This is a genomic window from Paenibacillus sp. 2TAB26, assembly GCF_052115145.1.
Taxonomy (GTDB): domain Bacteria; phylum Bacillota; class Bacilli; order Paenibacillales; family Paenibacillaceae; genus Pristimantibacillus.
Window position 1 is genome coordinate 110,535 of record NZ_JBFRGC010000011.1, and the last position, 26,157, is coordinate 136,691.

A 26,157-nucleotide genomic window follows, 5' to 3' on the forward strand; every position below is an offset into this window, starting at 1 on the left:
TCAATAATGTTAACAAATATTATCAAATAAAACAAGGTGTTAACACTGTTATTAGTGTTAACACCTTGTGCTTAGTTCAACCCTGTAAACAGCAACGCTTGCTCCCTGTTATTCATCCGGATGCGCTGGATCAGCGCGATCGGTGTATCGGCGACCAATTGCACGGCGGCGGACTCCTATTTGTCCCAGTGGTCAACTGCTAACACGTATCGTCCCACCTCGCACTGGGAGCTCCGCGCGGTTCTGCTTCAGCTAAATCCATACTCAGCTTAATAACGATAAAGAAGAAGAATCGTCCTTTTCATACTGGTTTTCATCTAAACTTCTGAAAGAAATAACTTTATTCTTACCCGATTTTTTCGCTGTATACATAGCAATATCTGCGTTCTTGATTATTTGATCTGCTGTTAGACCTTCCTGGAAAGAGGCATGCCCAACGCTCACGGTAACGATTGTTTCACTTTCTATTCTATATCGGATTCGCTCCGCCAATTCAACAACATCAACTTCAATATCCTCAATCATCATCACCATTTCTTCCCCGCCATATCTACCTACAATCCCAATTTCTTCTCCTTCCTCTTTTAAAATTGAAGCGACCAACTTGAGAGCTTTATCTCCCTCTCCATGGCCACGAGTATCATTCAAATGTTTGAAGTTATCTAAATCGAAGAAAATAATAGAAATTGGTGTCTTTTCATTCATCATAAATGAAACTGTCGTATAAAAATAGAATCTATTGTATAGCCCAGTTAGTGCATCGCGGGTAGATTTTTGATAAATATTCTCCATGAGCTCAATAACACGATCAAATAAAATGAGAAAAATCATTGCATAGAACCCTACACGTAAAAGATTATCCATAGCAACTAGGAGAACTACCGGCTCCATAACAAAACTATTAATTAGCTGAGCAACTATAGCCGCAGAATAAATGCTCAACCCCAAGAGATACTTGCGACTCGGATTTAATAGAGGATAAATCATATAATAGACTAGAATAACCAATAGCAGCTGAAATATGCCACCAATAATAGGATTAATGGTCATGATAATTGCAAGCACCAAAAGCCCGTACACGACTCTTAAGAGCTTTTTATTTGTTTCCGCATAGAGTTGGTAAACGCCTGTATTTGCTAATACGAATGAAACCGCATTAAACATATTCTTAATAAATATAAACCCGGAACTTTCGTTAACGCCAAGCAACCCTGCTCCGAGCAAGAAAATCTGCTCTACCAACACAATTGCCATACAAATTGTAAGTGTCAGATATGCCCGCTTCTTCCTATGTATGAGTAATCGAACGGCTAAAACAAGCATTAGGGTTAGAACAAGGATATTTAAAGATGCATAGTAAATCACACCCAAAGATCCGATTAATATATTAGACACCTTACGTTACTCCTCTCATAACAAATCTTCTATTATCATAATGGTAGTTAATTTTTATTAAACCGGTCCCATTCTTTCGGAGATACATAGCTCCCATTCTGAACCAAAACATTAATTTCATCGTTTGAGATGACTTTTATCTCCCTATGCGAATATCTGTTTAGTTCACAAAACTCAAAGATATCCTTTACTTCATCGTATCCTACCGGTAATCCATAACGTCCGTGTTCGTCGTAACAATAGATAAGAAATTGACCATGCCTTCTAATTGAATCCACATTATCTGTAGCATCATTCGCTTGATGTGCTATTCCAGTTAATGGGCGGGGAGAATTGATTCGTTTTTGAGTAATCCGGACCTTCCCAGTAATACGTGCATGAAGCACATTCACGCATTGCATACCAGCAGCCCAGTTGTTTTTCAAAATGCCATTCCTCACTTTTTTCCAGACATCCGCAATTTGTTTTCAAGCTCACTCTCTCCTTTTGAATAATTGGTAGACCATTCCTTATACCAACGATCAAAGTAGCTGCCAGCATGACTAAAGTGGTGGAGCTCCATTGGAAAATTAGTAAGTGAAATATTCTCATGGATCTCAAAATGATTATAGATATCTTGCACAATAAATTTCGCATTACGTTCCGAATAACTTTCTCTGTTGATTGATGTAACAACCGTAAAATTGTCCATTAATGCGATTTCTCGAGTAAATCGCTGTTCTGTAGAGAACAGTCGCCCTATAGGAGTTGTGAATCTAAAATCAATTTCAAGACGGTGATCAACCCGGATCTCTTCATCGATTGTCCACTGTAGAGTTATTTCTTTATACACCGGAAAAACACTTTTCTCCCCGACTATTGGGTAAAAACCACTTGCAGTATTCATACGACCTTTCTTCATACCAGCAATGTAGTATCGCTTGTTTCGGTATGGAGAAGACACTGCTAATTTCACCGGCTCCTCGAGTCCTAATATTTCCAAAGTGACTTTCTTGCCTATTAAATCTAAAGGGACAAAAAGGCGTGGTGCCAGATGAAATACATATTGTTCATCACCAAGCGAATTGATTCCTGATCCTGTAGCTTCCTGCAGGAGATGTTCATGATAAGCCACAGATACTTTTTTTGAAGTAGTGCTTTGAGTGAAATGCTCTGTAACAATATTCATGTCTTGACCGGAATGAAAAAATTTCATTATGGAAATCTTCGGGAGCGGGAGCTGATTTTCCGAGTTGAGTATTGCGTTAAATGCATCTTCATATTTTTTGTAATCTGCAGAAAAATTATTGGTTAAATGAATAGCAAGCGTCAACCGACCTTCGTGTGTCAGCTGTAGTTTACGGCCATGTTCCGTAATATCTGTGACGATAATAAACTGTCGATTTAACGCTTCTTCAATTAAAGATTCACAGTCTTCATTTGTATATTTATCAAGCCCCAGCTCCTGTATGTCAGCTTTCTTCTTTCCTTTCCGTTCTTCCTTTACCCATCTGCAGAGCATTTCACTAAGTACATGATCCGAAAGTGTATTGAAACTTTCTAATAATGACATGAGGTATGTTAAAGGATTGTGCATAGAAACCCCCGGTATAAATTTTTTTTCTATTCCACGGTATTTAATATAGTTGATTCAAGCCATTCTTGAAGCGATTTGTTTGCTGCCTTTGCTTTGACAATCATTTTTTCTTTTTCTTTCTCCGGTAAATAAAACGTCACAGGAGAAAGTCCAGTATCAATTAACGTCCCATCATACTTTAGCGTAATCTCGCCTGATCGTATAAAGGTTTTAAGCTTGTCGATCATATCCGGATGAGTTGATGGTAATACACCCGTTAGAACTGCTTTCTTTACTTCTACCTGAATAACATCAGCAACTTGAATACGTAGATTTGCAGGACCAATCAGTTTAAAAAATTCATCTATAATTGTGTAAATCACTGAATCTGAAGTAATCGGAAGTGGAAACTCAAATATTGCGTATCCGTGACTTGTAATAGCTTTACGATCAGTAATAGCAGCAGCAGCTGGCTTCCATCCCTCATTAATTGCATGTTCGAGTGGTATACGATCACTTGTGCTGACCTGAAGCATGACTTCTACCTTACTTCGACTTACCCGCTTCATACTGCATACTCGAGCCAGCCTATTACCCAGGCGGTAGAGTTGAAATAAATACACCTGTGATTTTCGGTCGTAAATCGTGTCGTATTTTCCTGAATCCGGATTATTGGTTCCATACAAATCGAGATCGGTTTCTTTAATAAAGAATGTTTTTTTGCCACGAAACTCTCCCTCGTAATAAGGTAAACCCTTTTTAAATAATTGATGGATATAAGTCGTAGATCTACCTATTCTTTTAGCTGCTTGTGACGGTGTTAAGTCTTCTTTCACGTAAAAGGGTTTAATGCGATCGATCTCTTCCTGTGTGAATCGATAACCACCGTCTCCTTTATGCGTCATTCGGTTTACAGGATCAAGGCGTTTTGCTGGATCATCGTTGTTAACGATTTTATAAATCGAAGCAACAGTTATATTCAATAAACTAGCAGCTTGAATTGTATCTAAATACTCACTCATATATATTCTGTCCTTTCATTGTCAACAATGTTTATCCTGTAGAATAGTAACCGAACATTCGTTTGCTGACAACCAGTTGTCACAAACATATGAAAGTGAACTAGAAGCATCTCATAAATCATTAATCCTCCATACACCATTTAGTTCATATTTTCCAACAATATATTTGAGAAATGCAAAACAATCTCCACAAAAATAACGAATTCCTCCACCTACTACGCCGTGTAGCCCCTTGACTTATACTCGTTTACACACTTGTCTTTGTCTAATACTACAAACCGCACTTCCCCTATAGTGAAGTGCGGTTTGTAGTAATTTTTATCCAATAATAGCTTTGTTCTTAATCATTAGCAGAGAACGATAAATCAAAACAGCAGCTTCCGCACGAGTGCCTTCCTTGCGGGGTGCTAAAATATCTTCATTAATTCCGCTCAGTAACTTATTTTCTAACATAACAGCAGTACCATACCAAGCCCACATAGATATTTTATTGCTATCTATAAACTTAGTTAGAATATCGTTCACTTTCCGCCCATCAACTCCTAAGCTTTCATCGTACTCAAGGAGAACTCTTGAAAGAATAGTCGCCATTTCTTGTCTTGTTACTGTTGCATGAGGTTTAAATAAACCTCCACCAATACCAGTAACAAATCCTAACTTAGTGCCTGTATTAACAACACCAAAATACCAAGAAGCCGGGATAACATCTGAGTAAATTTGATCTGTTTTGACTTCTATTGAGGTTAATGCTCTGACAACCATAGCTGTAAACTCCGCTCTAGTTATCTTAGCATTAGGATTGAAATTTCCTTTACCATCACCAGAAACAACTCCGAGCTTGCTTAGCTCAAGAACAGCTTCCTCTGACCAATGACCTTTAGTATCAGGGAAATTAATTCCTTCACCCGATTCACCGTTAGAACCACCAGAAGAACCTGTATCTCCACCAGGAGTAGGGGTTGGTGTCGGAACAGTTGGTGTCGGAGTAGGTGATACCGGAGGATTGGTTGGAGTTACTGGAGGGGTTGTCGGTGTTGTGGGCGTTGAAGTTTCGAACCCACCATTACCACCATTAACATTCTCAGGAGCAACTACTGCACCCGAACCATCCGCCGGGGTAACTACCTCTACCTCACTTTTCCCAATAGAAGTCTCAGAACCATCTGGATTCGTAACCACTGCTGTCACATCATAATGATAGTTAGCACCACCCGCAACACCATATTCCGCGAATGGAAGTTTACCATTAACTGGAGTAACAGTCCCATGATCCTCTACGACACCAGTAGAGGTGTTCGTATAAGTTAATTTAAAAGTTCCATCAGCTTGTCTTGTGTAAACCCACTGAGGGTTACGCTCAACATAGTAAGCAGATGCAGTTTCAATAACTCTGAAAGTAAAAGTTACGGTACCCTCAACTGCAGGTGCCGGAGAAATAGCTACTGGGGCTACTTCTGCAATAGTAGTAACAGTCAAGGAATCGGATACCGAAGATCCTCCATCATTACTTGCAATAACTTTATACTCATAAGATTGAGTTGGGCTTAGAGTCGTATCACGGAACGTTGTTGCTGGTCCGCTGTAAACAATAATGTCTCCATCACGCACAAGAGTATAAGATTTTGCTCCAGGGACCATGCCCCATTGCATAGATGCAGCATCCGAATAAATTCTAGCTACACGGAGATTTTCCACTTTAGCCGGAGCTAATGTTTTGGTGGTTGCTTCAGTACTTACAGAAGCACTTTCCCCATACACATTACTTGCAGTAAGTGTATAAATATAAGTGTGGTCTGCTTCCAATCCGGTATCGGTAAATGTTGTAGCTGATCCAGTGTGGACAGTGACACCATCACGTTTAACAGTATAAGTATCCGCACTAGTTATAGTATTCCAGAACAGTGATATAGAAGAAGTAGTAATACCTGCAGAATTCGCTTTAAACTGTACCACGTCTGCCGAAGGCATCTGAGGTATCAAATCTTCAGGGTTAGGTTTCACAGGGGTCACAATCATAGCTTCTGCGTAAGCACCTGCAGAGTTACCTATTTTTGCAACCACACGGTAGGTGTAGATTACCTGCTCCTCAAGCCCAGTATCTGTATAAGAAGTGCTTATACCGCTAGCTATTTGATTTCCATTTCTGGTAATAACATAAATCTCAGCATCATCTACCGGAGTCCAATTAAATGAGGCTGAATTATATGTAGCACCTGTAACAGTGATCTTTGCGGGAGCTGGAATTATCATTAGATCGGTAGCAACCGAAAGATTTGTTTCTTGGCTAATAAGTCCAGTTTTCTTAGCTATAATATGGTACTCATAAACCGTGTTTGAAATTAAATTGTTATGAGCAAAAGATGTAGCATTACCTACATAAATAGGCGTTGTACCATTGCCAACAAATATTTCGTAAGAAGAGGCACCTGGCACTGAATTCCAACCTAAAGTAATACTGTTATTGCTTTTGCTTGTTGATCTAAAATTAGTAACTGCATCGAGTTTATTAAGAGTGCTTAGAGTTTTTATTGCTTTCTCAGATATTTCTTTCCCATCCAACAGAGCTACCACCGAGTAAGTATACGATGTATTAAGGGTTAGTCCCGAATCTACAAAGGATAACGCGGCATCTTTAGCAACAATAGTGTCATTGCGCTTCAGTACATATTCGTCTGCCCCTACTACAGAACTCCAAGACATGGTAATAGAAGATCCAGTGATATCAGAACCATCAAAGTTTGCTGGAGCTACTAGTAAGGAAAGTGTTGTCGCAGAGATTGTAGAAGGTTTTCCTACATTAGTATCCTTTACAGCAGCTACAACATAATCATACTTTGTATTTGCAGTCAAATTTGTATCTTTAAAAGATGTTCCCGTAACTGTTGTCAGTAATGAACCATTTCTCTTAATTTGATAACCTGTAACATCTGGTACGGCATTCCAGGAAAGATCTGCAGAACTTGATGTTACTTTAACTGCTAGGTTTGTAGGTGCCGATATAGGTGGGCTCCAAGGTCCAGAATCTACTGTAGTATAGCTATAGATATCGTCTACTATCTTTCTTGTTTTTGGTATGACAAGAGCGTAAGCATCAGTAGATTTGAGGCCCAACTCACCATGAGTTGTAGTACCTACCCCCCATAATTCATTTTTGTTATTAACATAAAATGCATTATTGTTCCCAGCATCGAAGGAAACGATGTCTTTTCCCCAATCACTAGTACTGTATCCGTAATTAAACATTGTGCTGTAGGTATCTGAAAATGATTGCAATACCGTAGCGAGCCCTAGATTAGCATTAGTATCTGCTTTACCTCCTCCAGCAGCCATATCCTTAAAATAACCAGGGATTCTTTCATGAATATAAGCATTTTGTGCACTATTAAAGTACCATCTATAGAGCTCATTATCAGAGGTCAAAATAAGTGCGTCACTCGAACTTATCTTTAGTAGTTTGACCGCATTAGTAATACCAGTTAGTACTTTGTATTTATTTATATCAGTGTAGACTCTAACAGATCCGTCTTCCATAATGGCCATAGCTCCTGATACAGTAACAACATCACGAACATTTCCCTCAAATAAAGTCCTGTAAACTCCATTTGCATTGGCTATAGACACAGATCCGTCACGATACTTAAATACCTTTCCGTCGGTATCAATTACTCCTTCCATTTCAGAAAACGCTTTTTGATTTACATTTTTTCCAAGACCGGCTACTCTCCCACCTGAAAGCATTGCAATTGCATACCCAACACCATTCGATATTCCACCTGTTATTCCTACCACATCTTTTAACCCCGTATATACAGGGATCAAGACATCGCGAGATGGTTGGGAACCAAGTTCCAAATTGTTGTTATCTCCCAAACCAAAAAGTTTACCCTCTCCGTTAATAAAGTAAGTTACACTAGCGCTGGCTCCGATCTGGGAAGGTACTTTATGTGTTATCAAATCACTGTCTGGACCTATCTCTCTTTTCACATCTATTGTGTAAGTTTGCTTTTGCGATCCGTTGATTACATCAATACTAAGTCTAGTAACTCCCACGTTTAGATACTTTGATAATGCCCCAATAGCAGGTCCAGTGTAGTCGTAAGGTGTTTCAAAAACTGGGGATCCTATTAACTTTACAGACGAAGAAGCACTTTCAGCTATTGGTGCTATAGTTATTACTTTATAGCTATTCGGAACTGTAGCCGTGTAAGAGGTTATCCTCTTATCAAATGTTCCATTGAGAGTTACTTCAGGTGGTAATCCCAAACTTACCAAATTCAAACTTTCGGCAGCACTTACAAGGCTTCCTCCGGACAAACTACCGAATACTCCTCCCAAAAAAAGAGTTAAAGCTAAAACCATGTTTACTAGTTTCCTCACTTGTACTTCCTCCTGTGTTTTTAATTACAGACCCATACATTTACGATTACTGAGTCCGAGAGAACTAATTCCCTTTACTGAATATATGATTAGTATATTCAGTAAACGAAATTAGTTAGCTATCTTGATATCACCTATGGTTAACGTCTACAATAGTTGCATATATATTAGTATACTAATATATAACAATGGAAAAACGCATTCACAAGCTGATTCTTTATTATGCGACTAGACTTGTGGAATCAATAGACAAACTGCTGATAGTTACGCAATTGCTTTTGGCTCTTTATCAATGAATGTAGATGCCAAATTCAGATTTATTCATTTTTTTCCTTAAATGCCAAATCAATAATTAAAATTGTAACAGCTAAGGCCAACAATGAAGATAACACCTCACCGCTTGGAGAACTGAGAGCAAACCAATTATTCGTTTGTGAAACAAGCAAAATAGCGAAAAGCATAGTGGACAAAATTAACATTGCCTTTTTCACTTTCTTACTAAGCATAAGAAACTCCCCTTTGTTTTTCACCCTAAAACCTTGTAGAATCAACAGTCATTCTAGAACATTATTTTCTTCGTTGTCCAATGTAGCCAATCGTATATTTTTTCATAACTTCAACTACACTTCTATTCCTGTGTCGATCCAAATCGGGCAGGATCATCATACATATATATCGGGCCTTCCCAATAATACTCACAGGGTTCACACTCTCGAGTGACATACCAGCAGCCAAGACCTTTATCAAAATCCCTAGTTTCCACTTTTCCCGAACAATCGCAATCCATTTTCATTCGTGGAGGAATATACACTGGATTCTTTATCTGTTCTACAGGCTTTTTCTTTTTTTTGAACAGCCTCCATACTTCATTAAACATACTGTTTATGACCTCCATTTTCATTTTACAAACCTCTTCATTCGAGGTTCCTCATTATTCAATATGTTGTATCAGAAGACCATTCAACATATCCCTTTACGGTTTCAAGCTTTGATATAATCGATTTTTCTTCCAAATCAATTTCCCGTTCTTTCGCCACATTGAGAATGAGCTCTTTTTCCTTCTCCATTCCATCGGCTAAAATACCACTCTCAATATTTTTTTTAATAGTTTCGTAAGCTGCTCGTAGCTTTGAATCAGATAATTCGCGATAAAATTTATCCATTATTCATGCACGCTCCCTATTCAATATGTTGCAACGTAAATCTCTAAAAATTTCTTGTCGCTCTTTTGATGATAGAAACTAACGGTATCTGAAACAAGTCTTTCGATTTTCAACTTTCCACTCCAACCAATCGGCTCATGCTACGGAGAATATATATATTCTGTGCTAACAACCACATAATCATTTCCTGTGTTTAACTCCCTCATTACAGGTATGAGTGAATAATGATATTTTTTCCCCATGAACTCACCCTATTCATTTTGCTACTTCGAGATAATCAGTAAAATTGTAAGTGTAAATAATAAACAAAATGATTGCTAGTATAAAAGAAATTACAATACCAAAAAAATTTAATAGGTTTTTAAAATCTTCATCCATGTAATCACCCTATTCATCGAAGATCATCAGTCTTAAAAACCATCATGATGTTATGCCCAAATGGTATCTTGTCCTGATCCTGCCAACTATAAAACTCGCCTTTTCCTGTAACAAATCCGCAAGGTACTTTGCACTTTTTTACGCCAAATTCTTCCCAAGCGTTTTTCCCTTCATCTCGATAATCACCACCCCATGACTTCTTTACCTTCTGCGGCAGTTCTTCCCACGTTTGGTACACATGATCACTGCCGCCCTCTATATCACAAATCCTCTGCCAACCTTTATTCTCTTCACACCATTTAATAGCAAGCGCAGAAGCCTGTTAAGGGCTATAAAATTCGTCAGAAACTATCATTTATAAACTCCCTTCCTTGAACCTTTGCTTTTCAATATGCTGCATCGTTTGAAGTACAGCATCAATACCATATATATGGTATTAAAAATACTAACGTCATCAAAATAGCTATCCTTATAAAAAGTTTACTATATTCTCCTTGACTAAAAAGACGTCTGTTTACAATTAAATCAACTATAGCTGCGAACATTGCTATACCATGTAAGTACATTAAGAATTTCATCAAATAATCCCCTTCTAAATTTTTGTTTTACTTTCCGGATTCCCCCTGCAGGAGCTCCTTCCGGATCCGCCGGCTGGGGYCACAACCTGGAAGCGGATGTTGCAGAAGCTCTATTCATTACTATTCCGGATCTGACCTCTGGTTACAACCTGACGCAGCTGCTCCAGGAATTCCGATATTTACAATGTACACTCCATAAACATCCTCGATCTAGCCAGTCGAGGACGTTTCGATATAATTCAATATTCAATCACACCGACTACATTTTTTAATAATTTTTGTTCCCACAACACTCATCGAATCGAATTCACCGTGACATGTAGAACAAGTTTCTGTAATCGGTTTAACTATATTTATCTGTTTAAATTTCTTTATATTTCTTGAGGTATTCCATTTTCTCAAGATAGAAACTAGCGAAGTTGTTATTCCTGTTTTCTTTAATGAATAACGCCCCTATTAAATGGGTGTGTTAACAAGGCAATATACGAAATTTAATATGTTGTATGAGAGCACCAAGTAACATGACGCTGCATCGCGGTTCGTCCAAAGCTATTAAGTATGCAACGAGCATTACAGCTACGGAAATATTAAATGCGGATCTCCTGTTGTTACATAACCAACAATAGCTATGAGATTCATCAATGCAGACAATCCAAGTACAGAAACGATGATAATTTTTTGAAACTTAGATTTATAATTGATCTTTTTCATAATAATTAAAAAGAGAACAATTAATGCGATAATCGTAAGTGAACCATTTACAATCCAAACACCCATTAATGGTCGCTCCTATTCATTGGTATCATCCTTAAAAGGGCTTCATTGTTAATGTACAATCCTCTAATGCCCCCTATTCACTGATTTCGTTATTCTATCCTTTTTCGAGAGCAACTGCTCTTCATCTACTTGCTAATATTAAAAGAACACCCAATGCAGCTAAAATACCGACAATTAATAAAAATGCCCATGCATGCCCCCTATTCACTGATTTCGTTATTCTATCCTATTTCGAGAGCAGCTGCTCTTCATCTACTTCTTGCTAATATTTATTAATGGAGTTTGAACATTGATACATATATAGTAATATATTAATTAGTATATATACGTTAATTGTATCATATAAGGTTTAATCTTCATACCTATTAACTTGGAAATGTTATTGAATTCTTCTTGGATGAATATACATATTCGAACTTAAGATAATATATTCTAGTAAATATGAAAACCTATTTAAACAAAAACTAATTATCTATTATTTTTTCTTTAACGTTGTTATTATATTAAATTGTTTATACTAATACTTTTGTAAAACTACTTTGATATACTATCTTTATGAATTTCACTATAAAGGATGTGCACCATTTGAATGCAACTCCCTCTCTATTAAAGTTTTCGAATTATAATCTACCAATACATGAATCTTTAAGTGATCCACAACTCATACATAAGCTAACAGACCACAGCTTCTATTCACTGATTCATTCATCCATCACAGACTCAGAAAATGAACATGGAGAATACAATTACGAACCTCTTTCAAATGTAGGTATGGTCTACATGTTCCTACATAGGAAGAATGGGAGCCGAAAGAAAAGAACCTTAATTGAGTATGCTCGAGAGCTCATTCAGTTTTTAAGGCAGGTCATTGGGAACTCAATATCTGATATTCGTCATCTTAAGCGATCGCAGATCGAGGCATACCAAGAGTGGATTGAAATTAAATACCCAAAGAAAAAAACGCAGTCGAAAAAAATTGCTATTCTTTCCTCCTTTCTAACTTGGTGTTTTGATGAAAAATACCTGAAGCGGGATCTAAGTCGTGGGCTAACTGGCATTATCATAGATAAGAATCAAATTCCTGACCGTGAAATATCCCCTTCTTCTCTGCAGGCAGCTATTCAATTTTATGAAAACGATCCGAAGTTCTTAAGCCTTCTGCTGCTTCTGGCCACTACAGGATTACGAATTAATGAGATCATTACACCAGACTGGAAAGACCTTTACTTCGACTCTATTAGAAAAAAATATTATGTACGAACTAATACAAAACGTGGCGGTGAACGTCATGCACATATCAAGAAATATGTATTACAAGCATTATTGGAATATCGAAAAAGACTAGGCTTAAGCATTGTCATCGATCCGTATGACGAAACACCATTTTACCCGAACCGGAATGGGAAGCGTTACCTACTTACTAGCTTGTCCGCCATCGTGACGAAAAAATTGGCTGCAGCCAATCTATTGACGGAGCGAAATCAAAAAACGACAGCTCATTATTTTCGACATTATTTTGCCCGCTCCGCTTATAACAGCGGAGCTTCAGTAGATAAGATTGCTAAAACACTTGATCATTCTACGAGCCGTACTACAGAAGATAATTATCTCGCACGTGATATAAAAAAAGAAAATGATGTCAGTGAATTTGTTGATATTCCTGGTTATGAGGATAGAGACTAAATATGAGATTTAATAACAATGAACGTGAAATTGTAATCAGACATATAGTTGGTTCCTTATTGCCAATAGTTCTTAAGCGAGATATAGAACAAATCACAAAAGTATGCTCTATGAACGCAATTTCTCTCTACCTTGAGACTATTATTATTAAAATCGAGGAAGAACAAAGAATTACACGCCAACAAATGCAAAATCGAAAGATAAAAATTCTTGAGCTTATAACCAAAGAAGGTATCCATTGTCGTTATACATCAAATGGATATGAACAACAAATAGATATGCTACCCACAATAATTAAGATTGCATGCGATCATCACCTACAGGACCTTATGGGCTTACCAAGGGAATAGATACAGAAAGGAATTCAATTATGATTACAACTGTTTTATACTTTTTCTTAACAGCTATTGGTTTTTGGCTAGGTGGATGGATGAGCTCTATTTCAAGGCGTTATGGAAATGAGGGCATTGAAACTATATATACTTTTCTTCTAGTGAGGGTCTTAGCTGCGTTTGCTTTCTGTAGCATTGCATTATTCATGGACCCTTCTAGTGAATGGTTCATCGCCATACCATTCGTTACCGCTCTTCTCACAATTTCCATATGCGATTGGCGCCATTTAATTATTCCAGATAAAATTATTTTACCGGGTATTGTAATAGCTGCAGGTCTACGGATATTTATTGGCCCGCTCCCATATTGGAACTATTTGCTTGCTGCATTAATTGGCGGTGGCATTTTCTACATTATTAAAATTATTGGCAGATTTCTTATAAACGAAGACGCACTCGGCGATGGCGATATTAAACTATTATTGTTTACAGGCTTAGTACTCGGATTAAAACTCACACTGCTGTCATTCCTCATCTTCGGTTTCGTTGGCACCATTATTGGGATTTTCTTTTTAGTAATACGTCGAAAAGTGACTACCTCTACTCTACCCTTTGGGCCAATCATCTCAGGTGCTACGTTTATCAGTTATATTTGGGGTTCTAATATTATTCAGAGAGTATATATTAGTCTCCTTTTCTAATTACGGATTCGAACACAGGTCACGCGCCGGCTCCTATAACTTCTGAAAAAAACGATTGATACTGATGTATTGCATGGTGTTAAGCTAACGGGCAGTAGAGCGTGGCAGTAACCAGCCGCAACTAAATGCCCATATAGACGTATAGACTGACTGACTAACCAAAATAAATTCGTGAGGTAAAGTTATGAAGAAAATCAGTGGCAGTATTTTGCTTGTGACAGCCATTATCATCACGACCGTATTACTTTATGATTTCTTCACAGTATCAAAAGTGGAATCAAGGCAAATCGCTGAAAGATATATCGCTAGTCAATCGTTTAAATGGAACGTTGGAGGGATAAGCAGGGAAAGGGATTTTTGGGTTGTATACTTATCTCCAGTGGATGCTGTTAAGGAAATTACATGGCTCTACATTGATAGACGTTCGGGGGAAATACAAAAAATCACAGAGACTGAGTAACAAATTATGCCCAATATTTTGATAAATTCATTGAACTAACGGGAAACTATAGTTCAATACCAAGAGGGCTGCCATTTGGCAGCCCTTCGTTCAACTAACGGGCAGGATAGTTGAACAGAAAATGAATTTGTGATATTGTAATTTTGTAATTAAAAATACAAATGGAGGCCTTTATGCCAAAGAAGAAACAGAGTGTAGTTATATCCATCCGCTTAGATGAAATATCGTTACGTGCTGTTGATTTACTAGTTGATTCAGGATTAGAATCGAATCGTTCGCGGGCGGTCTCCCATTTTGTTAATGTTGGAATTCAATCATCAGAAGAACTATTAAAGAAGGCTCAACTTCTTGCAGATAACGTTCATCAACTGAAGAATGAAATGATTGAAGCAGTAAAAATAAGCAATCTTCAAAAAGTTGTCGAACTAATATACAAAGATTCAACTCTTGTGAATGCAAATAATGACAAGGGAGAAACCGCTATTCTCATGTCCGCATATTATCGTGCAAATGAGATTAAAGAGTTGCTTATTAATAACGGTGCAGTATTAAACATATTTGAAGCTTCAGCAATTGGAAATACAACCAGACTGAATGAATTATTAAGTAGTTCACCTGATCTCGTACATAGCTATAGTGCCGATGGATTTACTCCGTTAGGGTTAGCGTCTCATTTTGGTAACGAGGAAACTGTTAAATTTTTGCTGGATCATGGCGCTGATGTGAATGCGAGGAGTAAAGACACTAACTTAAACAACATGGCAATACATGCGGCAATTGCTGGTAACCACGAGCATGTTGTGAGGACACTTATTTCTTATGGAGCAGATATAAACGCTAGGTGTGAAGGGAAATGGCGTTTGGGATTTACTCCACTTCATGTTGCTGCGTTTTTTTGCAATGAATCGATCATCAAGCTTCTATTACAATATGATGCTGATACAACAGCTATAAACGATAATGGCGAAACAGCATTTGCATTAGCCATCTTAAACGAGCATCGAGAGTCAGCCAAGCTCTTAAAATAATTTTAACAATAAAAGGAGATTTCTAATGGAAACCAAAAAAACAATCAAGCCCGAACTGGTCCAAGAGTTTGTAGGCAATGCCCATGGTGACTTAGAGCGCGTAAAACAACTACTCGAACAAGAGCCAGGACTTGTAAATTCAGCTTGGGATTGGGGCAATGGCGATTGGGAAACGGCTTTAGGAGCCGCTTCGCATATGGGAAGAAAAGACATTGCGATATTTCTTTTAAGTAAAGGGGCTCGCATCGATCTATTTGCAGCTGCTATGTTGGGGAAGATCGACATTGTCAGCGCTGTACTTACTGATAATCCTGATCTCAAACATTCACTTGGCCCTCACGGTATCCCACTTATAAATCATGCTGAAGCTGGTGGGGATGGGTCTGTCCAAGTTCTTGAGTTGTTAAGACAATAAGTAATTGTCTAAAGCTACCTGAAAAGCAGCTTTATTACGCTAACGGGTAACGTTAGTGAACAAATAAGGGGCAGTTTGCTGCGGCAGCTACTCCCTTTTTTTGTTAAGCTAACGGGCAGGATAGTTTAATTATAGACGTTTTTTATTGACCGAAATCAATTGATTTCGATTAGAATAAGATCAAATTACTTTCGGAGGGTGATAAGGAATAATATGATTAAGAAGATCAAACAGCTATTCAATCAAGATATATTGAGACAAGCAGCAGAACGTTATGGTATATGCGAAGACTCAGTGATTGAATTAAATGGGTTTCAAAACTTCGTATATTCTGGATTGGTCGGAAATCGTGAAGTTATTCTAAGAATTGCCCATATCACACATCGGAATGAAATATTAACGAAAGCGGAATTAGACTTTATCATGTTTTTGGCGGAGTCCGGTGTAAAAGTAGCTAGACCGATTCAGTCTTTAACGGGTGATCTTCTTCATACAATTGATGCTGCTTTTGTTGTGACAGCCTTTGAGAAAGTCTCTGGCAGAAATGCAAAAATTGCCGAGGAAAGCAATACTTTTTATGAGAATATAGGTCAATTTGTTGGAAAAATACATAAGCTTTCACTTCACTATCCCCCTCAACATTTACGGTATGAATGGAATGACAATGCTTTATTAGCTTCATTTAAAAACTATTGTCCGTCAGAATTATATAGCAGTTTCGACCGTTTAATTGGGGAAGTTAGCGCTCTTTCCAAGGATAAAGATACATACGGCCTTATTCATGGGGATGTCAGCTGCGGTAATTATCTAAATGATGGGGATAAGGCCAATATTATCGACTTTGATGAGGCGGAATATAGCTGGTTTGTGTCTGATATTGCTACACCTTTATTTTATGAAATCCCTATCCCATGGGTTGTGGATGGAGAGGTAAGAAAGGAGATTACAAAGCGTTTTTTTTCCAACTTCTTAAACGGCTATTGTAAAGAAAATACTGTAAGTCAAGAATGGTTAAAGAAAATACCTTTATTTATCGATTTAAGACAAGCTAGAGTTTTATCCGCACTATATAGAAGCAGAGATTTTAATGCTTCTGATTGGAGCGAATGGGATGAACAAGCTCGACGCTTCTACTATTTCAACTTACTGAATAACACACCATATATTGATTTGGACTTTTCGCGAATGTAAAACTGTTTATTCCGCTAACGGGGAACAAGAGCTTAATAAAGACACGTTAGTTCAACGAAACAGCGACAGTCTAAGACTTTATTTTCTCGTCCTTGGCTGTGCTGTTCAAATTTTGACAAGCAACGTGGAATAAAGACACCCCATCTAGTACTATATTTTCTTTTTACAGTTATCGAGCTTTTGACTCCCGCAGCAGTAAGGCGAGCCCTGATACTCCTTGTTTAATACGCTGTTGAATTATGAATTGAATAAAGAGGATGCAATCCACGAAGGATGCATCCTCTTTTTTTATAATTAGCTTGGGTTGACCTTGCGATGTATAATCATTTTACCAGCCAATAGCGAATTCGCGTTGGGAGCGGGAAATGACTCTGTTAATAATCCCTTTATTTTATAAGTGTTAGATTACTGCAGCTTATTTCAGCTTTTAATAATGTTTCGGATTACTATGAACTAAAGAATCTACATAATCCTTATATTGGTCCCAGTCCATAACGTTTGTTCTAATGCCAAGCCTTTGATATATTAACATCGAACGTTCCTTAAACTTTTTATCCATTGTAACTAAAAGATCCGTCCCCGCTGCATAGATCATATGCTCGATATCATGTGCACTGCTTTTTATTGCACGGTTCTTATCTGTCTTATACCCTAGATTATCTAACGCACGAACAAGTGCATGTATCGCTTGATGGACGAAAGAAAAGTGTTTAATTCTACCTTTATCGTCGATAAGCTCCTCCCATTGAAACTTCTTGCATACCGCGATAACAGTCGGGTGGTTAAATACGTGATCAAAGGTTAATTTGCTCAGGTAGACTTCATCAGTACGTTCGGGATGGTATATTTTACGATCATCAGTGGTAATAACTCGGTATGCTTCGACGTCCGGTGCAACTTCACTTTTTAGTACCCTTCGAATACCATATTCCGGATCCTCATATGCAAGGCTTAATTCGTTACCTTCAAAATGGGAAATGAAGAGAGAACAGGTAATTTCCCTGATTGTAGATATTACCTTCTGCTCCTCTTCTTCATTGTTCATGCGTTTAATTTCTTCAAGGTGAGAAGGACTGAAGACGTATTCAATATCAACATAGCCAGGTGTTAGCCTTATCCTCTTTTCCTCTTCTTTATGGTATTTGTCAATTACATTGTGGTCCAAATAAACAAGCTGTTTATTAGTCGGTATGTATGGTTTTCTATTATGATCTTCAGGGTTTACCTGAATAGAGGAATACAAATGTCGGAGGATTTGATCCTGGCCCCTTGCTTTTCTCACATGCTGTTCCTGTTCTTTTACCCATTGCTGGTCTTTGCCTAAAAACAAATAGCCATACACTGTCCTTCTATTCTCCACAAAGGTCATGCAATCGTCACAATCCAGACACGGCTGATCAATTTCTCCGAATTCTAGTTTTCTCTCTAGAAGTATGCATATCACTTTCAAATTGTTATAGTCCTTAAATTCTCCCTGTTTGATTTCTTCTATCGTTTTAGATAGAACTTGGGCTACCACGCCAAATACTGCACAACTGTCCATATTGTTCCCCCTCTAAAGCAAATTTTGATATAAAGTAAACATTATCATTCAGTTACATATTAGAGAATTTCGTTCGTCTTCTATAACCATCTATGTTGGAAAAGCGATACATCATCATTTCTCCAGTCAAGTGTGAATGCCATCACTACATTTATTCAAATTACAGGTTCTTCATTAATTAGTGAGCTCACTGAAGCGGGATATAATCTGGTAACCCGCACAATGGGATCTGACTGAGAGTTATTGCGCGGCGAAGCTGCGGCTCTCGCTCCTAATTATCCTTCAGGAAGCGCCAGTCGGCACGCCCCTGCCAGCTATGCGGTGAAACTGCGGCTTTATTCTTCAGGAAACGCCCATCAATTTCCCCACGGCCGGGTCCTAGTTGTTCGGCAAAGCTGCGGATTGTACTCCTAGTTATTCTTCCGAATCTCCTGTTAGGCCGCCAACTGTTCGCCCACGACAGCGGCCAAGTTCGCAAACCGTAAACACCGGCGACCAGTAGTACGGCGAATCTGTAATTGTCCAAAGAAAATAAAGTATTAGACTGGTAAGCTAACCTCAACTTCGCTGGTCGGCTGGCGCCGCCGCGGTCGAACCGAACGCTCTGAACCGGCGCTTCGGAAGAATAACTAGGAGCAGAGCAGAGCTGGGTCCGGCCGCGAATGCTTTGAATAAGCGCTTCGGAAGAAATATCTAGTGGCACGAGCGGCAGCTTTGCCGCGCAGCCGTGCCCCGGCCGCGGTCGAACCGAACGCTCTGAACCAGCGCTTCCGGAAGAACAACCAGGAGCTCGAATTACTGTTGAAAGAAAATAAACTATTAGACTGGGTATCTTGGTTCAACGGGGCTTTTCATATAAGTAAACCGTCAAATTACGTAAAATAAATATTAGACTTGCCCCAACTATAAAAACAGCGGTAGCCCTGGACAAGAAAATAATCTCCTAGACTGCCGCTGTTTTGTTGAGCTATCTGTTCAACTAACGTTCCCGTTAGTGCAATACGTTTGTTTGTCTGCTTAATGTTCTTCTTCAAGAAATTTAGTATTGAACGCAAAGGTCAAGCCAGCTTCAGTCAATCCCCTCAGTCTCGATTCGTCTAGTGGAAGGAACTTGAAGTAGCAATGATTCCTGATATAATCTTTGGCTAACTGATACGCTTCTTTCTTATAGCGTATGTCCTCCGGTTCTGGAAGCATTTTTTCCACGGTGACGGCAAACGCAGTGAGCAACTCGTCCTTCGTGAGATACTTTTTAAGACGTGCTGTGCTTTCATTTCCCATCAAGTGATTGGTATAGAGCCTTCTCTGAAGGTTCTTAGTCCGCCCTACATACAGGATCTGATCTGTCCCCCGAATGCCGATAGCATAAACGGCTCCCAGGATCTCTAGATTACTTGGAACTAGAAATTCAAAATGGATCTCTGGTTGCGACCATATCTTCTCAACGATACCTATGAGCTCATAGCAACGATCAATATACTGCTTCGGCACTTTCACATTTGTTGTCATAGTTTCCCTCCACTCGTATCTCTTCTTCACGATGTTATCTGACTCAGATACATCGTTTGAATTGATTATATATCTGATTCAGATAAGTTTCAAGGGTAAGTTTATTTATCAACCGTTCTTATTCTGCCAGTTAGCTTAATGAAGCGGCGGCAGTCTAATACATTATTTTCTTGGGCAGTTACGCTCAATGTGGTAGGCTGACGAATCTAGAACCCGGCACGCGGTGCTCGGTCACACTTCGGCTGTCAAACCAAATCCGCGTAGAATCAACAACGTCAGTCTATAACTGAATTTTCCTTTTACATCGTCTAATTATTAAAACTCCAGATTCAAAAAGCCCCGACTCCTCTTATGAGAAATCAGGGCTTATTTAATATTAATGTGTTTGATGTGTTTTTGTTACATCCCAAATGTCGTCCTTTATTCTTACTGATACTGTTGTCGTTTTAACAATAGTATTCGAGTAAGTGACCGTGAAAAGAAAATTGTAATTTCCATCAGGCAGCGCATCAAAGTTCTGTTTCCACATTGATCCATTCCAGTTCAAGCTTCCCAGAGGATTATTTGAAAGGTCGACTTTTACGCTCTTCGCTACCAGCTCTACAGTTACTCGATTTGCTTTAACCCATGATGTTCCCGTATTCGTTACGTTTGATGCAATTATGAACTCTTCGCCAGCCCAGAACGTATCAGGAGACCTTGGTTTGGTAGGATTTGCTGTATTGTAAGCCAGCCGGTTCTCTTCCCATTTCGGTGTATGCGTCACCGCTCCAGCAATACCGAGAGGTAGAACAATGAAGCTACCTTTTGTAATTACAGGTGCCGCCTTCCTGTCACTTAAGGTCTGAGTCACCGTGTAAGTGCCGATTTTACTAGCAACAAGTGTCGGACCACCAGAAGTCGGATATGGGTAATTCCAAACATAATTCTTATTTAATACAACTACTCCGTCAGGATCCAAAACGGTGTAATTCACATCCAGTGTATCATGCTGATCATCACCTATTCCAACCGGATCAATATGAACCGTATCGCCTTCAAACTTCGGCATTGCCGTGTTGTTCGCGTCATACGTGTATGTTTTAAACGATCCATAAGGTGGTGTATTCGAGGTTACATTGAATGAAACATTTACAGATTCTGCTTTCCCGCTTGGATTTGTCGCCGTGAAGCGAATAACATAATTACCATTTGGTACATTTGGAAAAGATCCATATGAGTAGTTCCAAGTCTTCCCTGAAGCAGTGTTCGTTGGTGACAGGTTTACCTTTGTTGCATAAGGTGTTCCATAGAACATGATTGCCTCAGTCGTAGCTGGATACTTCGTTGTTGTTGCTGACACCAATCCAGGGTAACCTACAACATACAATTCATTTTCAACTGGTCTCGTTGGTTTTAAATTGATCGGCGTAAACACGTTGACACCAAAATCGTTATAATCCACGGATCCAGCTACTGAACCATTTGCTTGAATACGGAAGTTATACAAGCCATCAGGTGTTGTGTCAGGTATAGTCATTGTTACATTATTCCATGAGATATCATTACCAGACTTCGTTCCTGAATAGTAAGGAATTCCATGGTTAATTACTCCACCACCTGGCGCCATCTGTAGGGATAAGTTAACAGCGTATGGATATCGAGTCCACATATTGTAAGCAGTTAATTGTTCACTCGCGGGGATGCTTGCAAGTGAAAAAGCAGTACTTGTAGTTTTCAAATTACTTTTAAACTGCACTGGAACAGTATCCGGAAGAACAAACGTTCTTTGCACTGGATCCGACCATACACCTTCAATATCTTGAGCGATATAGTTTAGAATGTACGTACCTGGAGGTAATGAATCTGGAATTTTTGTGAATACCTCACCTGTTCCTTGATTCGTAAACTTTATCGTTCGATCTTGAATACCGCGATCCGTAGCAGCGCGGGTCACATTATGATCTAGATCGTAAGACATATCCACCCAAGTAGTTTTGTACGTATTGGATGCCGGTAGGTAATCAAAATCCAGTGTAACTTCTGCAATGGGCTTTCGATGAACGAATACTTCTACTGCCGATTCATTTGAATAATAATCATAACCTGGGAAGTTTGGATTAGTTGTAGGTAAATCCTTTAACTTTCTTAGGAATGTGTATTTACCAGGCTTATTTAATGTTACTAGTGATTGATAAGCTGACCAGTTTGCTTCACTCTTTACTGCGATGATGTTCTTGCCTGCAAAGGTATCAAAGCCCATTGAGTTATCGTAATAATTTGCATCCTGAATAATCTGCATAACATCTGTAGCTGCAGGCATTGGATCCCCTTCGTAGTCAAAACTTGCTATCCTTGTCTCAACGGGTTCACCTGCCAGTTTAAGTACCCTTGGTATAGCCGGGTTACTTTCTGCAATATAGGAGACTACATTGTTAATCATCTCACCAATGTCTTTATTATTCTGCAGATACTTATCATGAGTAATCTGTGATGTAATCCCACTTTGGCCAAGTAATATCAACTTCGAGTTTTGTTTTGACATAATATATTGCAGATCAGATAGCTGTGAGATCGTATTATCTGATATATAGACAACATACTTGCCTTTAACAGCTCTTAGGAACGATGCATCATATGGCTGCCTAATATCTTTATAGATGGTCCCGATGTAAAATCCGGTATAGTTATTATAAGAAACCATATTCGGCTCCCATACATCGCGAGTCCAATATACAGTCCCTGAATAGTTCACCGTCCAACTTGTTGAACAAGTACCATTTTTGGGTCCGGTACCCCCACAAGAACCTACGCTTGTTCTTCCTGTTTCACTCAAACTTCCTGAATATGAACCGTCGCTATAGGATTTACTACCTGGGCAAACGCTTGAGTTTGAACTGCCTGAGTGTTTTCCATCTTTATCATACGATGCAGTTACAGTATTTGAACAAGAATCTGTTTCAGTCTTGCTATCTGTTTTAGAAACAGATCTCCCCTCATCTCTGGAATACGGTGCATTTGATACATTCGTTCTCGACAACGTACCCGTGTAACCACCTTCGCTCGTATAAACCACAGAATCAGGCGGATAGGAATTTCCAGAATTATTAGTCGTACTGCCTGGTTGATCAAAAGTATATGTTTTCATATCCCATATACCTACGTTCGCAAGCATGTTACTTGTAGTAAAAGCGTTTGTGATAGTGACTTTATTATTCTTTACATAGTCAGCTTTGGACTGTGTTAAAGCTGAATCCAAGAGGAAGAATATGTCCATATCTGGCTTTTCGACAGGAACATCAATGTACAGCTCGCTAGATGGAGCATAATTATCTATAAAGAAGAAGCTTTCCTGCGTTTTAGTTCTGTCGTCAGATGGAGATGTAAATTCCATTAGCCGTTCTTGATTTGTACTCTCTTTTGCATTGACTAATATTTTGTACTGTCCTAGCCTACTAAACTTCGGAAGATTCGTAACCTCCCCTTTAGTTTCATATACGAGTTGATCAAATGTACCATCGTTATCAGAATCAAAGAAAATTTGCATATGCTTTTCAGAGATTATATCGCCGTCTGTACTCTCTACTTGATAGTTTAGTTCAAGCTGATCTAAGCGGCTTATCTGAGAATTATAAGCGTGTGCAATGATCGCCGGCTTATGATCAGGCTGAATTTCATATTCTACTTCGTAAGGATCTGAATAACGCGTGATTGATCCACCTGCGTATTTAATAACCCGTTCTGCAGCAATAGTCATTTTATAGACACCGGTACTCTTATACATGAACAGTTTTTCTTTTAGATTGTCTTCACAATATCCTACACGGCATTTCAAATTTGGATCTTGTGGAGCCTTATAGCTAAATGATGTAACTTTTAATGGTGCATTTTGCTCAGTCCAAGAATCATTACTCGCAGCAGATTCATCGTATGCTTTCATAGTACGATTTTCTTTATATAGCCCTTCAAGCCTTATGGCCACACGAGGCTTAGTCTCATGGATTACTACATATTGCGTTTTATGAGATACGGCCCCATCAGGCGCTGTATAAGTGACAGTAACTTCTCTTATTCCTGTATTGGGCTCTCCAAACACGTATTCACTATCAAAAAAGACACTTGCATCGATCTCTTTACCATCAATATAAACTTTTTTCTCAAACTCATCATAACCAGGTGGAGTATCACACATTTTTGATGGAATTGATGTTGGAGCTGCTTCTTGAACGGGGAACGGTACTACATCATACCAATCGTATACCCATGTTGTCTGAGGAGAGATATACGCAGGAACGTGTGGCTGAGCTTCATTTGCCGGTCCACAAACAGGTCCCATCTTAGGCCCTTGTACAACAACCATCGTTTTCAAATCAATCGATGTATTATTTATGGTTGAATCTTTATCCACTATCGTCTGTTTAATTTGAAACGACTTGGTTACAGATTCCGTAACCGATTCATTTGGAAATTTTGAAGCAATAAAATCATACAAGAAATTGTTTACTGCTTTCTGATCCAAGTATCCAGCTTTAGGTGCTTTGACCTCAGGAATAGCAGGGTTAAAGGTTTTTGTTACTTTTGTTTTATCATTATCGTTATAGATTTCAAAAGTATAATAATCAACTTCCTTACCATAAGATTGGTCAACATAACCCACTTGATCATTTGTAAAAGATGATTTATCTTCAAAATGAATTTCGGGTACGACTTCAAAGCTGCTCAACATTGGCCCTTTGTTTCCATCACTCTTAAAGGTCACGGTAACTGAACATTCTCCTGAATCAACGCTTGATGGTGTCGCTGTCGTGTTGTTATAAAAAAATGCCGTAGATTCGGCAGTTATTTTATATTTCCACTGTTTTGGATTTGTCTTGTCCACTTTATTCGTATCGACTTCTACCGTAATTAACCCTGATCCCAGATTATTATTGAGCACGACTTGACCCGCATTTTTAGAAGAAATCTTTTTTGCGGTATTATCTGTCCCTTCTGCAGTAAGCGTCCAAGAAGATATATCCTTACGCGTATAATAAAGCGCCTCTGCTTGCTTACTACCAATCATCATCGTATCGCTCAATGTCCCTGTTACTTTAAGCTGAACCTTCACTTTACTTTCTTTTCCGAGAGGGATCGGCTGGTTGCTTACAGGTGTTACTGCACAAGAAGCCGGTGGTGCTATCTTTTCTTCAGGTTCAAATTTTTGCAATGCATATGTGTGATACCAAAGCGAATGGGTTTCCCAAGAATAGTGATACATATTTCCAAACCCAGCTTCTCGAGTAGTTGGAGCTTGGTCAATACTCATGTAATTTCGCGGATCATTGTTAATGGATGATATGGGTAGTACATCATATTTATCCGCATATTTAACACCTTTTTTAATATCAAAACCAATCGAACGAGATATGTTTTCCCTTAAATCATCAAACTTCGCAAGCATTACATTTTCCTGTACACCATTAACTCCACGATAAACATCTCCAGCGCCGGCTGGTTTGTATTTATAGCTACCAGGCAAATCTTTCCATGGACTAAAAACCCAGTGTTTTCCTTGAAGGGCATTACCAGAATTAGAATCAACGATAAAATGAATATTAGAGAACAACATTCCATCTTTCGTATAACCAAGGTATCTGTACTCCCCGTATTCTCCATTCACATAAAAATGTCCTTGATTTTTCTTTTCTGTTTCTGGACCAGCTGATTGCCAACCGTTTTTGAATCCTTGGATACTACTAGACACTGATTCAGGGGTGCCATACACAATTAGTTTGCGTTGTTCGTCGGGTAAGTTCCCCCATTTGGTTTTATAGTAAAAACTAGAATTAAACTTATATCCTACACTTTTCGATGTAGTTCCTGCAGAACAGGGACTCACATCTGTAGGTATTTTCCCATCGCTTTCTGGAACGTAACCGCATGTGTTTGCAAACCCGTTTATAGTTGTTGGTGGTTTAGCGGTTGCTGCTTCTGCCTCCGGTGCAGATACAAATAGTGCAGCTATTGATACAAACATTGCAAAAATCATGACCATTGAAATAGTACGTATATTTTTAATTTTCAAGTATTTA

General features: G+C 38.7%; 21 protein-coding genes. 8 read left to right on the top strand and 13 right to left on the bottom strand.

Annotated elements, in window-relative coordinates:
• Positions 1–120: 120 nt before the first annotated feature.
• Complete coding sequence (locus AB4Z50_RS14580; protein WP_441880029.1) at positions 121–273, top strand: hypothetical protein; 153 nt, start codon at positions 121–123, stop codon at positions 271–273.
• Here AB4Z50_RS14580 and AB4Z50_RS14585 read toward each other — a convergent pair.
• From AB4Z50_RS14585 to AB4Z50_RS14630, 10 genes are all read right to left on the bottom strand, one after another.
• Positions 265–1,395, bottom strand: coding sequence for a GGDEF domain-containing protein (locus tag AB4Z50_RS14585; RefSeq protein ID WP_441880031.1), 1,131 nt, complete (start codon positions 1,393–1,395; stop codon positions 265–267). The two genes, AB4Z50_RS14580 and AB4Z50_RS14585, sit on opposite strands and share 9 nt — an antisense overlap.
• A 47-nt stretch (positions 1,396–1,442) precedes the next feature.
• Positions 1,443–1,820: a hypothetical protein gene (locus tag AB4Z50_RS14590; RefSeq protein ID WP_441880033.1), complete on the bottom strand. Its 378-nt coding sequence runs from the start codon at positions 1,818–1,820 to the stop codon at positions 1,443–1,445.
• An 11-nt stretch (positions 1,821–1,831) separates the two neighbouring features.
• Entirely contained in the window at positions 1,832–2,947 is a 1,116-nt protein-coding gene (locus AB4Z50_RS14595) for a hypothetical protein (protein WP_441880035.1), read from the bottom strand.
• A gap of 50 nt (positions 2,948–2,997) precedes the next feature.
• Positions 2,998–3,972, bottom strand: coding sequence for a hypothetical protein (locus AB4Z50_RS14600; RefSeq protein ID WP_441880037.1), 975 nt, complete (start codon positions 3,970–3,972; stop codon positions 2,998–3,000).
• A 318-nt stretch (positions 3,973–4,290) separates the two neighbouring features.
• Positions 4,291–8,349 carry an S-layer homology domain-containing protein gene (locus AB4Z50_RS14605; protein WP_441880039.1) on the bottom strand — a complete coding sequence of 1,353 codons (4,059 nt, stop codon included), beginning with the start codon at positions 8,347–8,349 and terminating at the stop codon, positions 4,291–4,293.
• Between the two features lie 317 nt (positions 8,350–8,666).
• A complete protein-coding gene (locus tag AB4Z50_RS14610; protein ID WP_441880041.1) occupies positions 8,667–8,840 on the bottom strand; it encodes a hypothetical protein in 174 nt (57 codons plus the stop codon).
• A gap of 137 nt (positions 8,841–8,977) precedes the next feature.
• On the bottom strand, positions 8,978–9,250 hold the full coding sequence (locus tag AB4Z50_RS14615; RefSeq protein ID WP_441880043.1) for a hypothetical protein: 273 nt from the start codon (positions 9,248–9,250) through the stop codon (positions 8,978–8,980).
• A 34-nt stretch (positions 9,251–9,284) separates the two neighbouring features.
• The gene (locus AB4Z50_RS14620; protein ID WP_441880045.1) at positions 9,285–9,512 is read right to left on the bottom strand and encodes a hypothetical protein; all 228 of its coding nucleotides are present in this window, start codon (positions 9,510–9,512) and stop codon (positions 9,285–9,287) included.
• A 391-nt stretch (positions 9,513–9,903) separates the two neighbouring features.
• Positions 9,904–10,128 carry a hypothetical protein gene (locus AB4Z50_RS14625; RefSeq protein ID WP_441880047.1) on the bottom strand — a complete coding sequence of 75 codons (225 nt, stop codon included), beginning with the start codon at positions 10,126–10,128 and terminating at the stop codon, positions 9,904–9,906.
• A 916-nt stretch (positions 10,129–11,044) separates the two neighbouring features.
• Complete coding sequence (locus AB4Z50_RS14630; protein ID WP_441880049.1) at positions 11,045–11,245, bottom strand: hypothetical protein; 201 nt, start codon at positions 11,243–11,245, stop codon at positions 11,045–11,047.
• Positions 11,246–11,830: 585 nt separating this feature from the next.
• Between AB4Z50_RS14630 and AB4Z50_RS14635 the strand changes: the two genes are divergently transcribed.
• From AB4Z50_RS14635 to AB4Z50_RS14665, 7 genes are all read left to right on the top strand, one after another.
• Positions 11,831–12,928, top strand: a complete 1,098-nt coding sequence (locus tag AB4Z50_RS14635) for a tyrosine-type recombinase/integrase (RefSeq protein WP_441880051.1) — start codon at positions 11,831–11,833, stop codon at positions 12,926–12,928.
• 2 nt (positions 12,929–12,930) lie between these two features.
• Entirely contained in the window at positions 12,931–13,278 is a 348-nt protein-coding gene (locus tag AB4Z50_RS14640) for a hypothetical protein (RefSeq protein WP_441880053.1), read from the top strand.
• A gap of 20 nt (positions 13,279–13,298) precedes the next feature.
• Positions 13,299–13,961: a prepilin peptidase gene (locus AB4Z50_RS14645; protein WP_441880054.1), complete on the top strand. Its 663-nt coding sequence runs from the start codon at positions 13,299–13,301 to the stop codon at positions 13,959–13,961.
• Between the two features lie 184 nt (positions 13,962–14,145).
• Positions 14,146–14,421, top strand: a complete 276-nt coding sequence (locus tag AB4Z50_RS14650; protein ID WP_441880056.1) for a hypothetical protein — start codon at positions 14,146–14,148, stop codon at positions 14,419–14,421.
• A gap of 173 nt (positions 14,422–14,594) precedes the next feature.
• A complete protein-coding gene (locus AB4Z50_RS14655; RefSeq protein ID WP_441880057.1) occupies positions 14,595–15,449 on the top strand; it encodes an ankyrin repeat domain-containing protein in 855 nt (284 codons plus the stop codon).
• Between the two features lie 25 nt (positions 15,450–15,474).
• Positions 15,475–15,864 carry an ankyrin repeat domain-containing protein gene (locus AB4Z50_RS14660; RefSeq protein WP_441880059.1) on the top strand — a complete coding sequence of 130 codons (390 nt, stop codon included), beginning with the start codon at positions 15,475–15,477 and terminating at the stop codon, positions 15,862–15,864.
• A gap of 213 nt (positions 15,865–16,077) precedes the next feature.
• A complete protein-coding gene (locus tag AB4Z50_RS14665; RefSeq protein ID WP_441880061.1) occupies positions 16,078–17,055 on the top strand; it encodes a phosphotransferase enzyme family protein in 978 nt (325 codons plus the stop codon).
• Positions 17,056–17,482: 427 nt separating this feature from the next.
• Here AB4Z50_RS14665 and AB4Z50_RS14670 read toward each other — a convergent pair whose 3' ends face one another.
• From AB4Z50_RS14670 to AB4Z50_RS14680, 3 genes are all read right to left on the bottom strand, one after another.
• On the bottom strand, positions 17,483–18,598 hold the full coding sequence (locus AB4Z50_RS14670) for a hypothetical protein (RefSeq protein WP_441880063.1): 1,116 nt from the start codon (positions 18,596–18,598) through the stop codon (positions 17,483–17,485).
• 1,017 nt (positions 18,599–19,615) lie between these two features.
• Positions 19,616–20,107, bottom strand: coding sequence for a GIY-YIG nuclease family protein (locus tag AB4Z50_RS14675; RefSeq protein ID WP_441880065.1), 492 nt, complete (start codon positions 20,105–20,107; stop codon positions 19,616–19,618).
• A 376-nt stretch (positions 20,108–20,483) separates the two neighbouring features.
• Entirely contained in the window at positions 20,484–26,150 is a 5,667-nt protein-coding gene (locus AB4Z50_RS14680; RefSeq protein ID WP_441880067.1) for an Athe_2463 domain-containing protein, read from the bottom strand.
• Positions 26,151–26,157: the final 7 nt, after the last annotated feature.